Raw genomic sequence first — 13612 nt, 5'->3', positions numbered from 1 at the left:
CCTAGCCATATTGTCAGCTAAACAGAAGGGCTTAAAATCGTCCATCGAACACCTACATGTCGAGCATGCATGAGGATTCGAAAGAGGCAGGACTACGTGACTACAGGTTTGACTGCCACGAGCTACGTGGTGCGAATGCAGAACGGCAGCAACGGCAATGAGGCCGGTCGCGGCACGGCCGTCATCACGCGCACAAAAACCAAGACCAAGAAGCCCAGTCTGTATCGGGTCCTCATTCTTAACGACGACTACACACCCATGGAATTCGTGGTCCACGTGCTGGAGCGCTTTTTCCAGAAGGACCGCGAAGCCGCCACACGCATAATGCTTCATGTTCACAATCATGGGGTGGGCGAGTGCGGGGTCTATACATTCGAGGTGGCCGAGACCAAAGTGGCTCAGGTCATGGATTTCGCCCGACAGAATCAGCATCCGCTGCAATGCGTGATGGAGAAGAAGTGAGGTAACATGCCGGCTTTCTCCCAAGGCCTGGAAAAGGCGCTTCACCAAGCGCTGACGCTCGCCAATGAGCGGCACCATGAATATGCAACCCTTGAACATTTGCTGCTCGCCCTGATCGACGACACCGAGGCGGCGGCCGTCATGCGTGCCTGCAACGTCGATCTCGACGAGTTGAAGCATACGGTCCTCACCTATATCGACACCGAGCTCGACAACCTCGTCACCGGCTACGATGAAGATTCCAAGCCGACTGCCGGTTTCCAGCGCGTCATCCAGCGCGCGGTGATCCATGTGCAGTCGTCAGGTCGCGAGGAGGTGTCCGGCGCCAACGTGCTCGTCGCCATCTTCGCTGAGCGCGAGAGCCACGCCGCTTACTTCCTGCAGGAACAGCAGATGACCCGCTACGACGCGGTCAACTATATCTCGCATGGCATCGCCAAGCGCCCCGGCGCTTCCGAGACGCGGACGCCGCGCGGCGCCGACGACGAGCAAGGCGGCCAGAGCGGGGCCGAGCCGCAAGAGGAAGGCGGCAAGAAGAAGCAGCAGCAGGACGCGCTGACTGCCTATTGCGTCAACCTGAACAACAAGGCCAAGGCCGGCAAGATCGATCCATTGATCGGTCGCGAGAGCGAGATCAACCGGACCATCCAGGTGCTGTGCCGCCGCTCCAAGAACAACCCGCTCTATGTCGGTGATCCCGGCGTCGGCAAGACGGCAATCGCCGAAGGCCTCGCCAAGCGTATCGTCGAGGGCGACGTTCCCGAAGTGCTGCACAATGCCACCATCTTCGCGCTCGACATGGGCACGCTACTGGCCGGCACCCGCTATCGCGGCGATTTCGAGGAGCGGCTGAAGCAGGTCGTCAAGGAGCTCGAGGATTATCCCGGCGCCGTGCTGTTCATTGATGAGATCCACACCGTGATCGGGGCAGGGGCCACCTCTGGCGGCGCCATGGATGCGTCGAACCTGTTGAAGCCGGCGCTGTCGTCCGGCGCGATCCGCTGCATCGGCTCGACCACCTACAAGGAGTTCCGTCAGTTCTTCGAGAAGGACCGCGCGCTGGTGCGGCGCTTCCAGAAGATCGACGTCAACGAGCCGACCGTCGAGGACGCCATCGAGATCATGAAGGGCCTCAAGCCCTATTTCGAGGAGTTCCACAAGGTTCGCTACACGAGCGAGGCGATCAAGGCTTCGGTCGAGCTCTCGGCGCGTTACATCAACGACCGCAAGCTGCCGGACAAGGCGATCGACGTGATCGACGAGACCGGCGCCTCGCAGATGCTGGTGCCGGAAGCCAAGCGCAAGAAGACCATCGGCATCAAGGAGATCGAAGCGACGATCGCCACGATGGCGCGTATCCCGCCGAAGACGGTTTCCGCCGACGACGAGAAGGTGCTGCAAGGTCTCGACATCGAGTTGAAGCGCGTCGTCTACGGCCAGGACACCGCGATCACCGCGCTGACTTCGGCCATCAAGCTGGCGCGGGCCGGCCTGCGGGAACCGGAAAAGCCGATCGGCTCGTACCTGTTCTCGGGTCCGACCGGTGTCGGCAAGACGGAAGTGGCCAAGCAGCTCGCCGCCTCGCTCGGCGTGGAGCTGATCCGCTTCGACATGTCGGAATATATGGAACGCCACACCGTTTCACGGCTGATCGGCGCGCCTCCCGGCTATGTCGGCTTCGACCAGGGCGGCCTTCTGACCGACGGCGTCGACCAGCATCCGCATTGCGTGCTGTTGCTGGACGAAGTGGAGAAGGCGCATCCGGATCTGTTCAACATCCTGTTGCAGGTCATGGATCACGGCAAGCTGACCGACCACAACGGCAAGCAGATCGACTTCCGCAATGTCATCCTGATCATGACCACCAATGCGGGCGCGTCCGACGCGCAGCGCGCGGCCATCGGTTTCGGTTCGACCAAGCGCGAAGGCGACGATGTCGAGGCGATCAACCGGCTGTTCACGCCGGAGTTCCGCAACCGTCTCGATGCGATCATTCCGTTCGGCTCGCTGCCGGTGCCGGTCATCCATCAGGTGGTGCAGAAGTTCGTCATGCAGCTGGAAGCACAGCTTTCCGAGCGCGGCGTGACATTCGACCTGTCGCAGGAGGCGATCGCATGGCTGGCCGACAAGGGCTATGACGAGCGCATGGGCGCCCGGCCGCTTGGCCGTGTCATCCAGGAGCACATCAAGAAGCCGCTGGCCGACGAGGTGCTGTTCGGCAAGCTCAAGAAGGGCGGCACAGTACGTGTCACTGTCGAGAAGAAGGAAACCGGCGAGACCGGCCTGAAGCTCGAATCGCTCGCCGACGAGGCGCCGGTGAAGCCGAAGAAGGAAGAGCCGGACGACGCGCCGAAGGCCAAGAAGGCGGTGGCGAAAAAGCCCGCCGCGAAAAAGGCGGTGGCGCAGAAGCCGGAGCCGAAAGGCAAGGATGGTGGCAAGCGCAGCCTTGTGCCGCAACTGCCGCGTAAGAACTGACGAATCCGCAAGTCAAAAAAAGCCCCGGAAACGGGGCTTTTTTTGTGACACCTTCCGATTAAGCACCCGGCGCCCGCCGGAGCGGTTTGCGCCGGTTCAGCTTGCCAGCGCCATCCGTATCTTGCCGGCGTTCTCGGCCAGGACTTCAGGCTTTTCCATCTGTCCGCTGTGCGGTTTCAGGGGAATGCCCTCGAAGCGCGGAATGACATGGACGTGAAGGTGAAAGACAGTCTGCCCCGAAGCTGGTTCGTTGAACTGCATAACCGTGACGCCATCGGCATCGAAGGCCTTCTTTACGGCCCGCGCAATTTTCTGGACGTGAGCGAAGAGCGGGCCAAGCGCCGCCGGATCCGCGTCAAGCAGGTTGCGCGACGGCGCTTTCGGCACCACTAGCGTGTGACCCTGCCCTTGCGGCATCACATCCATGAAGACGATGACCGCGTCATCTTCGTAGACGCGGTGCGAAGGGATTTCTCCGCGCAGGATTTTGGCGAAGATGTTGCTGCTGTCATAGGTTGCTTCGGCCATGGCGCGCGCTCCGGTTCTTGGCTCGCTGTCTCGTGTAGCGAAGCTGTTCCGGGCGGGCAAGACGATCGGTCGACATCGGCCGTGCCGGCCCGCTCGGCTGAGCGATTGGGCTCGCTACCCTACTCCGCCATGTCCTTGCGGAACGGGGTGTGCTCTTCCAGATATTCGCTCATCCGCTCGACTTCGCGCCGCTCGCGCTGGAGGTAGTCGGCCACTGCATTGCGCAGACCTGGATGGGCGATGTAGTGCGCCGAATGCATCGTCACGGGCCGGTAGCCGCGCGCCAGCTTGTGCTCGCCCTGCGCACCGGCTTCAACCACCTTCAGCTTGCGCGAGATGGCGAAATCGATTGCCTGATGGTAGCAGACCTCGAAATGCAGGAATGGGTGGTCCTCGATGCAGCCCCAATTGCGGCCGTAGAGCGCGTCTGAGCCGATGAAGTTGATGGCACCTGCAATGTAGCGCCCGTTGCGTTTGGCCATGACCAGCAGGATGTCGTCGGCCATGCGCTCGCCGATCAGCGAGAAGAAATCGCGGTTGAGGTAGGGCCGGCCCCATTTCCTGCTGCCGGTATCCATGTAGAACGCGAAAAAGTCGTCCCAGGCCTTTTCGGTCAGATCCTTGCCGGTCAGCCAGTCGATCGAGATGCCGTCGGCGAGGGCCTCGCGCCGCTCTTTCTTCATTGCCTTGCGCTTGCGCGAGGCTAACGTTGCGAGAAAATCGTCGTAGCTCGAGAAGCCTTCGTTGAAGAAGTGAAACTGCTGGTCGGTGCGATGCAGGAAGCCGGCCGCCGCCAATATCTGGACGTCGTCCTCCGGCGCGAAAGTAACATGCGCGGAAGACACGCCGAGCTTATCCGTCACCGCCTTCAGACCGGCCGCAAGACCGGCCTTGACGGTGGGGCTGTCCTCGCCCCTGCCGACCAGCAGGCGAGGGCCGGTGACGGGTGTGAACGGCACCGCGCATTGCAGCTTCGGATAGTAGCGCCCGCCGGCGCGTTCGAACGCGTCCGACCAGCCATGGTCGAAGACATATTCGCCCTGGCTGTGCGACTTCAGATAGCAGGGGACCGCTCCGAGCAACTTGCCTCGCGCGGTTTCCAGCCTGAGGTGATGGCCTTGCCAGCCGGTGCGCCGAACAGCGCAGCCGGAATCTTCCAGCGCGCTCAAAAAGGCCAATGAAACAAGCGGGTTGTAGCCGTATTCTGCATCGCCGCGTGTAGTGCCGCCGAGGCTGTCCCATTCAGCGCTGGTAAAGGCGCCGATGCCCGCGGCGATGCGGATCGACAGCTCCGCATTCGCCGTTTGTCTTTCGCAGTCGTCCCCTTGATCCATGAGGCTTACTTAAGCTCGCTGCGGACCCATACAAGCCCGCTCAGGCAAGCCGTACCAGATCGGGCTCGAATCCTTCGAATGTCATCTGGTCGGCATATTTGAAGGTCAGGTCGACGGCAGGCTGGTCGTGCACGGTCCAGGTGATCACCGGCATACCGAGTCTCTCTCGCACGAAGGAGACGAACCGGTTCGGCAGGTCGCCGGCAGCGTAGGAGGTGAAGGCGATGTCATGCGCCAGCATGGCGAAATGCGCCTCGATCAGGTGGTTGTCGTTGCCGTAGGCGGTCAACCCGCCGGGTATGCCGGGTGCATATTTCGGGAACTCGCGGATCAGCCAATGGTCGAACGACATGATCGCGGTCTTGCCCTTGTAATGCTTGAGCATCTTGCCGACGCTTTCGACCAGGCCTTCGTCGTGCCCGGCAGCACCTTTCAGCTCGACAACCATCGGCACACGGCCGTCGACCAGATCAAGCGCCTGCTGCAGCGTCGGCAAATGGTCGGCGGTGCCGCCGACCTTCAGCGCCGTGATCTCTGCAGCCGTACGCTGCCAGACGAAGCCGTCCTCGCCGGTCAGCCGCCGCAGATCGCCATCGTGGATGATGACGGGGACGCCGTCGGATGATAGGTGCACATCGCATTCGATCGCGTAGCCGCGCTCGGCCGCCGCAGCGAAGGCGGAAAGGGTGTTCTCCCAGCGCGTCTTGTTCATGTCGTGGAGGCCGCGATGGGCGACGGGCCGGGCGGTCAGCCAGGAAAGATCGGTCATGGTTGCAGTCCCGGTCATTCGACTTCGAAGATCGCTTCGATTTCCACTGCGGCATTAAGCGGCAGGGAGGCGGTGCCGACGGCGGAGCGAGCGTGCTTGCCGCGATCGCCGAGCACGGCGGCGAGAAAATCCGAGGCGCCGTTGGCAACCAGATGCTGTTCGACAAAATCCGGTGCCGAGGCGACGAAGACGGTGATCTTCACCAAGCGACGGATTTTCTCGAGATCGCCAAGTGCCGCCTGAGCCTGGGCCAATATGTTGATCGCACAGTATTTTGCGGCTTCCTTGCCGGTCGCGGTGTCGACATCGCGGCCAAGCAGTCCGCTCGCCTGGAGCTTGCCGTCCTTGAGCGGCAACTGCCCGGCGGTGAACAGCAGATTGCCGGTCCGGCAATAGGGCACGTAATTGGCGGCGGGCGCGGCGGCGGCCGGCAGCGTCACGCCGAGATCGCTTAGCCGCTTTTCGATTGTTTCGCTCATGCTATTTCCCTATTGCTTGAAGGTGCCGCGCAGGCCGGGCCGAAATTGCTATTTTTGCCTCGCTTCCGCCACGACTTTTTTTAAGCTGGACCATCTTTCCATGCGGCCTGCCATTAGCCGCGATGATCGGAGCACCCCATGCGCGCAACGCGCCTCGCATTCAACGCCGTTCTCTTGACAGCGGCTTCCTGGGCGGCTCCCGCTTTTGCGGTGCCTGCGCTGCAGGCGCATCGTGCTGTTTACGACATTTCACTCGACAAGGCTTCAGACCGTTCCGGTATTACCGGCATCACCGGCCGCATGGTCTACGAGTTCAACGGCTCGCCTTGCGAGGGCTATACAGTAAAGTTCCGTTTGGTGACCCAGATCGTAACCAGCGACAACACCAGGCTGACCGACCAGCAGATGACCACCTTCGAGGATGCCGAGGGCAAGACCTTCTCCTTCGTGAACAAATCCTTTGTCGACCAGAACCTCGACAAGGAGGTCAAGGGTACCGCAACGAAGGAAGCCAACGGTCTCAAGGTCGATATCGACAAGCCCGAGAAGAACAGCCTGGAACTCGCGCCGACCCAGTTCCCGACCCAGCAAATGGTCGAAATGATCGGCAAGGCGGAAAAGGGCGAGCGTTTCTACGAAACCAACCTGTTCGACGGCTCTGAGGATGCCAACAAGGTGGTGACCACCACCGTCGTCGTCGGCAAGCAAGCCGATGCCGACAATGCCGATCCGGAAGCGCCGGCGCTGGCCAAGCTCGCCACCGACAAATACTGGCCGGTCGACATCGCCTATTTCGATGATGCCGACAAAGGCGGCGAGGAGGTGCCGGAATACCGGATCAGCTTCAAGCTGCACAAGAACGGCATCACGCGCGATCTCGTCATGGACTATGGCGAGTTCTCAATGACCGGCAAATTGGTCAATCTGTCGCTGTTCGATCAGCCAAAGACCTGCCCGTCTAAATAAGCTCGAGTGAACGGCAAGCCGCCGGCCGCTATCCGGGATGGTAGCGCTTAATCTTGCGGGGCAAGTCGCATCGACTTGAGCATGCCGCAATTGCCTATCAACGTCTTATGACAGTATGGGCCGCGGGGGAGCAGGTTGAGCAGGATCGACGTTTTTGTGGCGCCGCGGCCCAATGCGACGCTGATCAACGCTATGACATTCGTCAACCGGATTGTCATGCTGCACGGCGTTCCGGGGTTTCGCGACCTGTTGCCATTCAACCGTCTGGCCGGTTTGCGCGGCGTCGCCAATGTCCGCCACATCGATTTTCCGGAGAATGACCGGCAAAGGCTGAAGGCTTGTTGCGGCGCGGGCAAGGCGACGTTCATCACGCCCAACCATCCCGAATTCTTTACCGACTGGATGATCGACAAGGAGGTCGTCTCGCGGGTAAGCCCGCTGGCGGCATCCTGGGCCACGCACGGCGTCGTCAACGGGCTTGGCCGGCTGATGCAGAAATTCTGGTTGGCCAACAATCTGATCGCGCAAATCCCGGGCAACAGCGCGGCCGCCAAGGAACATTCGGTGGCCTGGGCGCTGAAGGGGCACGGCGTGCTCCTGCATCCCGAAGGCGGTGTCGGCTGGCATGCCAACATCATTGCCCCGCTGCTGCCGGGCGCGGTCGAAATGGGGTTCGAGGCGCTGAAGCGCGGCCGCCTGACGGATCCGGACTTCAAGGTTTGGATCGCGCCCGTGATCTGGAAGCTTGCTTTCACGGGGAATGTCGAGGCAGCGCTGGCAAAGGAATGCGCCTATGTCGAGCACAGCCTGAAGATCGAACGCCGTGCCGCCAATTCGCTGCCGGAGCGCATCCATCATATCTATGCGACCTTGCTGTCGCGCGATGAGGCTGCATATGGCCTGCGGTCCGATGAGCGGGCTTCGTACGACGCACGTCAAAAGGACCTGCTGACCGAACTCGGCCGTCGCCTTGCCGAACTTGTCTCGGTCGACGCCGGCACGCTCGACACTGCCGAGCTTTTGCGCCGGTCGCGGCGCTGGCTGGGGGAGAACATGGACGGCACCGAAATCCAGAAGCAGGTCCGAACGCTGGCAGATACAATCCAGCGCCTGCAGCGTGTCGGGCCGTGGGCTTCAGCCAATCCGCGCATCACGCAGGAGGAGATCGCCGAACATTTGAAGCGGATCCGCAACGACTATTGCAAGGGTACGCTGCGCGATACGATCAACCGTTTCGTGCCGCAGCCGGCAGGCCCACGCCGCGCCTATGTCCGGGTACCGGAGCCGCTAGGCTTGCACGCCTATCAAGGCTCCGTCGAGGAGGCACTCGCCGAACTGCACGACCGGATGCAGGAGACCGTCACCAGGACGATGACGCAACTCGAGGCCGGCGGCGGCTTCATTTTCTATGCCAATCCCTTCTATCATCGTTAGCGGCGTGTTGGTCGGCGCAAGATGAAGGAGTGCGGCAAATCTCATGGCGGTCTATGTCGATGCGGCGATCTGGAAATGGATCGGCCACCGCTGGTGCCATCTGCTGGCAGACGACACCGACGAGCTGCATCGCTTTGCCGGGCAGCTCGGCATCAAGCGCGCGTCCTACCAAGGACCGCCGAAGACATCGGCACCGCATTATGACATAACCGGGTTCGAGCGCGACCGCGCAGTGCGGTTAGGCGCCATCGAATGCAGCCGCGAGGAGATCGTCGCCGTTTTCCGGCGTGTGCGGGTGCCGAAGGGGAAGATGCGGCGATGACACCGGTGCGCTGATCGCCGCACGCTGAACCACAAGACGCCACAACGCTTGCGTTTGTCGCGCTTCCCCTCTATATGCGCGCTCATTCCACACACGGACTTTGGTGTCTGCCCGGGAGAAATCCGGCTGAAACCTCCGGTGGCGTTCGAGGACAAAGTCCAAAAATGCCTGTGTCCGTGGAGGCTAACCGGAAAGGAAATAAGAATGGCTCTGCCTGATTTCAGCATGCGCCAGCTATTGGAAGCTGGCATTCACTTCGGCCACCAGACCCACCGCTGGAACCCGAAAATGGCGCCCTATATCTACGGCGCCCGCAACAACATACACATCATCGACCTCTCGCAGACGGTGCCTTTGCTGCACCAGGCGCTGAAGCAGGTTTCCGACACTGTTGCCAAGGGCGGCCGCGTGCTGTTCGTCGGCACCAAGCGCCAGGCCTCCGACATCGTCGCCGATGCCGCGCAGCGCTCGGCCCAGTACTATGTCAACTCGCGCTGGCTCGGCGGCATGCTGACCAACTGGAAGACGATCTCGAATTCCATCCAGCGCCTGCGCAAGCTCGACGAAATGCTGGCCGGCGAGGCTCAGGGCCTGACCAAGAAGGAGCGCCTCAACCTCGACCGCGAGCGTGAGAAGCTCGACAAGGCGCTGGGCGGCATCAAGGATATGGGTTCGACGCCCGATTTGATGTTCGTGATCGACACCAACAAGGAAGCGATCGCCATTCTCGAGGCCAAGCGTCTCGGCATCCCGGTCGTTGCCATCATCGATTCCAACTGCGACCCGGACAAGATCGACTTCCCGATCCCCGGCAATGACGACGCGGCCCGCGCCATCCAGCTGTATTGCGATTTGATCGCCAAGGCAGCTATCGACGGCATCGCCCGTCAGCAGGGCGCGCTCGGTGTCGATATCGGCGCATCGGTCGAGGCTCCGGTCGAACCGGCGCTCGATCAGACCCCGGCCGCCGAGAGCCCGGCAGCCCAGACCCCGGAAGCATAGTAGCGAAGGCCGGCTGCGGCCTTCATCTTTCCAATATGTTGGCGCGGTAAGCGCTACCGGCACCAGGCGCATCATCGAAAATCGATGGTGCGTCAGTGCATTTAGACAAAGAGGCGACAATGAGCATTTCGGCTGCACAGGTCAAAGAACTCCGCGACTTGACCGGCGCGGGCATGATGGATTGCAAGGCGGCGTTGAACGAGACCAACGGCAATATGGAAGAAGCCATCGACTGGCTGCGCAAGAAGGGCATTTCCAAGGCCGACAAGAAGGCTGGCCGTACCGCTGCCGAAGGCCTGATCGGCGTAGATTCCGGCGTCCGCGAGGCAGCGATTGTCGAGGTCAATTCCGAGACGGACTTCGTTGCCCGCAATGCTGCGTTCCAGGAGATCGTCGCCAATGTCGCGAAGGTCGCGCTTGCCTATGGCGGCAAGACCGAGGCCGTTGCCGCCGCTCCCTATCCGGGCTCGGGCAAGTCGGTCGCCGAGACCATCAAGGACGCTGTCGGCACCATCGGCGAGAATCTGGGCTTCCGCCGCTCGGCCAAGCTCACCGTCGAGCACGGCGCTGTCGCAACCTACGTTCACAATGCAGTCGCCGACGGCCTTGGCAAGCTCGGCGTGCTAGTGGCCATCGAGACGACAGGCAACGCGCATGCCGCCAACGCCTTCGCCCGTCAGGTTGCCATGCATGTCGCTGCCACCAATCCGATGGCCCTGACCACCGAAGAGCTCGATCCGGCCGCAGTGGAACGCGAGAAGGCGATCTTCGCCGACCAGGCGCGCCAGTCCGGCAAGCCGGAAGCGATCATCGAGAAGATGGTCGAAGGCCGTTTGCGCAAGTTCTATGAAGAGGTCGTGCTGCTCAAGCAGGCTTTCGTGCTCAATCCCGACATTACCGTCGAGAAGGCGCTGAAGGATGCCGAAAGCGAAATCGGGGCGCCAGCCAAAATCGCTGCCTATCTGCGCTTCGCGCTCGGTGAGGGCATCGAGAAGGAAGAGACCGATTTCGCGGCGGAAGTCGCGGCAGCGGTCAAGAAGTAACTATTCGTTTGAAAGGCTTTTTCGGCCGGGTATCCGCGAGGATGCCCGGCCGATTTCTTGCGCGGTGTCGATGAAGGCGCGGAGCTTCGGGGCCATCGCGGCGCGGCGCGGGAAATAGAGGAACAGTCCCGGTTCCTCGATCGATGCCTCGCCAAGGACTTCGACCAGCCGGCCTGCCTCGATGTCGGGCTTGACAAGCGGCTCGAACAGATAGGCGAGGCCGATGCCGGCAAGCGCCATTTCCCTTGCCGACAGCGGATCGCTGACGACCACGCTGCCGCGTGTCTCGACGCTGATATCCTTGCCCTGATCGGACAGATCCCAGCGATAGAGCGCACGTGATCGCAACAGCCGATAGCCGATGCAGTTGTGCGCGGCGAGATCGGCCAACGCCCATGGCCGCCCGCGCCGGCCGACATAGGCCGGCGAGGCAACGATGATGCTGCGGAAAGGCCCTGTCAGTCGCACCGTCACCATATCCTCGGCGATCATCTCGCCCAGCCGGATGCCGGCGTCGAAACCCTCGCCGACGATATCGCTCAGACGTTCGTCGGTGACGATCTCCACCGTCACGTCAGGGTAACGTTCCGCCATCGCCGTCAGGATGGGCATCAGCGCCAGAGGCAGCGCCAAACGCGGCGCGTTGATCCTGAGCAGTCCGCTTGCCCGGCCTTTGACAGAGCGGATACGTTCGATCCGGTCGGCAATGTCTTCCAGCGCCGGCTCCGCCGCAGCGACAAGCGCGGTGCCAGCCTCGGTCAGCGAGACGCTGCGCGTGGTGCGGGCAAACAACGGCTGGCCGATTCGCTCCTCTACCAGCCGAACCGCATGGCTGACCGCTGACGGGCTCATGCCGAGCTCGGCGGCTGCCGGCGCGAAGCCGCCACGCCGCGCGACGGCAACGATTACAGGTAGGTGGCTAAGCAGATCGCGGTCCATTCATGCATGATATCGCATAGTCCATTCGGATAATGCAATCTTATCGGCGGAGAAAGGAGGGCGCATCTTTGGCTGCATCACACGGCAATCGCCGAGCAGCCAAGGAGACGTCTAATGACCGACCTCGATTCCGAACGAACCCGTAATCTCGAGACCGTGCGTAAATTCTTTGATCTGATGCACCGCAAGGACATTGAGGCATGGGGCGACCTTTGGGCTGAAGATGGCCGTATACTTGTCTTCTACCCGCCGGCAGGATTTGGAAACAGCATCGATGGTAAAGCCGCGATCCTGGCGGCCTTCCGAGGCCTCTTCGGTAATTTCGAATCCTTCGATTCGCAGCTGACAGCCATCTATCCGGCAGCGGATTCGGACGCGATCGTCGTTGAGTACAAGAACCGCGCGGTGCTGATCGGCGGCACTGAATACACCAACAGCAATATCGCGATTTTCCACTTCAAGAGCGGTCTGATCAGCACCTACCACGATTATTTCGATCCGCGCCGCTTCCAGGTGGTGGTCGATGCGCTGGCCAAGGCCTGACTGCGTATCCCAGGCAAGACCTCAATCCCGCTTTTCAAACTTCAGGAGAAATCCATGACCATGTCCTACTACACGCTCGGCAACAGCGGGCTGCGTGTCACCCGCCTGGCGCTCGGCACCATGACGTTCGGCACGGAATGGGGCTGGGGCGCGGAGAAGGAAACCGCGCGCGCCTTGGTTGATGCCTATGTCGAAGCCGGTGGCAATTTCTTCGATACCGCCGATCTCTATACCGGTGGCACGGCCGAAACCTGGCTCGGCGAATTCATCGCCGAGCGTGGGCTGCGCGACAAGGCGGTGATCAGTACCAAATTCACCTACAACGCCGAACCGGGCAACCCGAACGCCGGGGGCAACGGCCGCAAGAACATCCTGCGGGCGATAGACGGTTCGCTGAAGCGGCTCGGCACCGACTACATCGACCTCTACATCCTCCATACCTGGGACAGGCTGACGCCGCCGGAGGAGGTGATGCGGACGCTGGACGATCTGGTGCGCGCCGGAAAGATCCGGCATGTCGGTATGTCCGACGTGCCGGCCTGGTACGCAAGCCGGGCGCAGGCCGTCGCCGAGCATCGCGGCTATGAACCGGTTTCGGCGCTTCAGCTCGAATATTCGCTGGCCGAGCGCAACATCGAGCACGAGTTCGTGCCGTTCGGCACGCGCTATGGCGCCGGAATCATGGTCTGGAGTCCATTGGCCAGCGGCCTGCTCAGCGGAAAATACCGTTTCGATACAATCGTCGAGGATGGTGGCCGGCTGGAGACAATGCGTGGTTCGACCAATCCCGGTTTCCAGAAATTCACCGATCGCAACTGGCAAATCGTCGCCGAACTGGAGAGGGTTGCCGGCCAGCTCGGCCGCAGCATGGCCCAGATCGCCTTGAACTGGACGGCAAACAGGCCAGGCATTGCATCCGTCATCGTCGGCGCCACCAGGCTTGACCAGCTCAAGGACAATCTCGGCGCGCTTGATTTCGACATTCCCGAAGATCTTCGGGCACGGCTCGATGCGGTGAGCCGGCCGGTCACGCCCTTTCCGTATTCGTTCTTCGGCCCTGAAATACAAGGCGGCCTGACCGGTGGGCAGGCGGTTGGCGGTAAGCCGGCAAGCTATCTGCCGGATCTGCTCATGCGAGGCACTTTTGCCGGCGTGAGCTGACGGCTATCCCGGTCCACGATCTCAACTTTCCGGCTCGGGGGGCCCCGGGGCAAGCCGGGCCCCGGGGTTTTTTTTAACCCCCCAGTTTTTTGGGGGCCCCCCACAACGCGCCACCCCCCACGAGCCGTCCACAAGGAGGGGGAGGCCCCCCACAC

At 61.7% G+C, this 13612-nt stretch carries 14 protein-coding genes; 9 read left to right on the top strand and 5 right to left on the bottom strand.

Annotated features, from left to right (window positions below):
- Nucleotides 1-135 precede the first annotated feature (135 nt).
- A complete protein-coding gene (clpS, locus tag NKJ28_RS19955) occupies nt 136-462 on the top strand; it encodes an ATP-dependent Clp protease adapter ClpS (RefSeq protein WP_023674921.1) in 327 nt (108 codons plus the stop codon).
- 6 nt (nt 463-468) lie between these two features.
- A complete protein-coding gene (clpA, locus tag NKJ28_RS19950) occupies nt 469-2937 on the top strand; it encodes an ATP-dependent Clp protease ATP-binding subunit ClpA (protein WP_352593445.1) in 2469 nt (822 codons plus the stop codon).
- A gap of 96 nt (nt 2938-3033) precedes the next feature.
- On the opposite strand, the gene NKJ28_RS19945 is transcribed toward clpA, so the two are convergent.
- From NKJ28_RS19945 to NKJ28_RS19930, 4 genes are all read right to left on the bottom strand, one after another.
- Nucleotides 3034-3465: an HIT family protein gene (locus NKJ28_RS19945; RefSeq protein WP_352593442.1), complete on the bottom strand. Its 432-nt coding sequence runs from the start codon at nt 3463-3465 to the stop codon at nt 3034-3036.
- 119 nt (nt 3466-3584) lie between these two features.
- The gene (locus tag NKJ28_RS19940) at nt 3585-4799 is read right to left on the bottom strand and encodes a GNAT family N-acetyltransferase (protein WP_352636757.1); all 1215 of its coding nucleotides are present in this window, start codon (nt 4797-4799) and stop codon (nt 3585-3587) included.
- Nucleotides 4800-4839: 40 nt separating this feature from the next.
- Entirely contained in the window at nt 4840-5568 is a 729-nt protein-coding gene (locus NKJ28_RS19935) for a glycerophosphodiester phosphodiesterase (protein WP_023674925.1), read from the bottom strand.
- Between the two features lie 14 nt (nt 5569-5582).
- A complete protein-coding gene (locus NKJ28_RS19930; protein WP_352593436.1) occupies nt 5583-6047 on the bottom strand; it encodes a RidA family protein in 465 nt (154 codons plus the stop codon).
- A gap of 138 nt (nt 6048-6185) precedes the next feature.
- Here NKJ28_RS19930 and NKJ28_RS19925 point away from each other — a divergent pair, with 138 nt between their 5' ends.
- The 5 genes from NKJ28_RS19925 (at nt 6186) to tsf (ending at nt 10814) form a co-directional block, all read left to right on the top strand.
- A complete protein-coding gene (locus NKJ28_RS19925; protein WP_023674927.1) occupies nt 6186-7013 on the top strand; it encodes a cell envelope integrity EipB family protein in 828 nt (275 codons plus the stop codon).
- Between the two features lie 135 nt (nt 7014-7148).
- Complete coding sequence (locus NKJ28_RS19920) at nt 7149-8447, top strand: lysophospholipid acyltransferase family protein (protein ID WP_352593433.1); 1299 nt, start codon at nt 7149-7151, stop codon at nt 8445-8447.
- 43 nt (nt 8448-8490) lie between these two features.
- Nucleotides 8491-8769: a DUF4031 domain-containing protein gene (locus NKJ28_RS19915; protein WP_352455747.1), complete on the top strand. Its 279-nt coding sequence runs from the start codon at nt 8491-8493 to the stop codon at nt 8767-8769.
- 204 nt (nt 8770-8973) lie between these two features.
- Complete coding sequence (gene rpsB / locus NKJ28_RS19910) at nt 8974-9771, top strand: 30S ribosomal protein S2 (protein ID WP_031211288.1); 798 nt, start codon at nt 8974-8976, stop codon at nt 9769-9771.
- Between the two features lie 119 nt (nt 9772-9890).
- Complete coding sequence (gene tsf, locus NKJ28_RS19905; protein ID WP_352471655.1) at nt 9891-10814, top strand: translation elongation factor Ts; 924 nt, start codon at nt 9891-9893, stop codon at nt 10812-10814.
- Here the strand turns inward: tsf and NKJ28_RS19900 are convergent, their stop codons facing one another.
- A complete protein-coding gene (locus tag NKJ28_RS19900) occupies nt 10815-11753 on the bottom strand; it encodes a LysR family transcriptional regulator (RefSeq protein WP_023674931.1) in 939 nt (312 codons plus the stop codon). It abuts the gene before it with no gap.
- A 114-nt stretch (nt 11754-11867) separates the two neighbouring features.
- Between NKJ28_RS19900 and NKJ28_RS19895 the strand changes: the two genes are divergently transcribed.
- Both NKJ28_RS19895 and NKJ28_RS19890 read left to right on the top strand, forming a co-directional pair.
- The gene (locus NKJ28_RS19895; protein ID WP_023674932.1) at nt 11868-12296 is read left to right on the top strand and encodes a nuclear transport factor 2 family protein; all 429 of its coding nucleotides are present in this window, start codon (nt 11868-11870) and stop codon (nt 12294-12296) included.
- A 54-nt stretch (nt 12297-12350) separates the two neighbouring features.
- On the top strand, nt 12351-13457 hold the full coding sequence (locus NKJ28_RS19890; protein ID WP_023674933.1) for an aldo/keto reductase: 1107 nt from the start codon (nt 12351-12353) through the stop codon (nt 13455-13457).
- The last annotated feature ends 155 nt before the right edge of the window (nt 13458-13612 follow it).

The organism is Mesorhizobium sp. M0145 (genome assembly GCF_040322355.1).
In the GTDB taxonomy this organism is placed as follows: domain Bacteria; phylum Pseudomonadota; class Alphaproteobacteria; order Rhizobiales; family Rhizobiaceae; genus Mesorhizobium.
The sequence above is the reverse complement of the archived record's forward strand: the minus strand, read 5'-3'. Positions and strand labels throughout refer to the sequence as shown.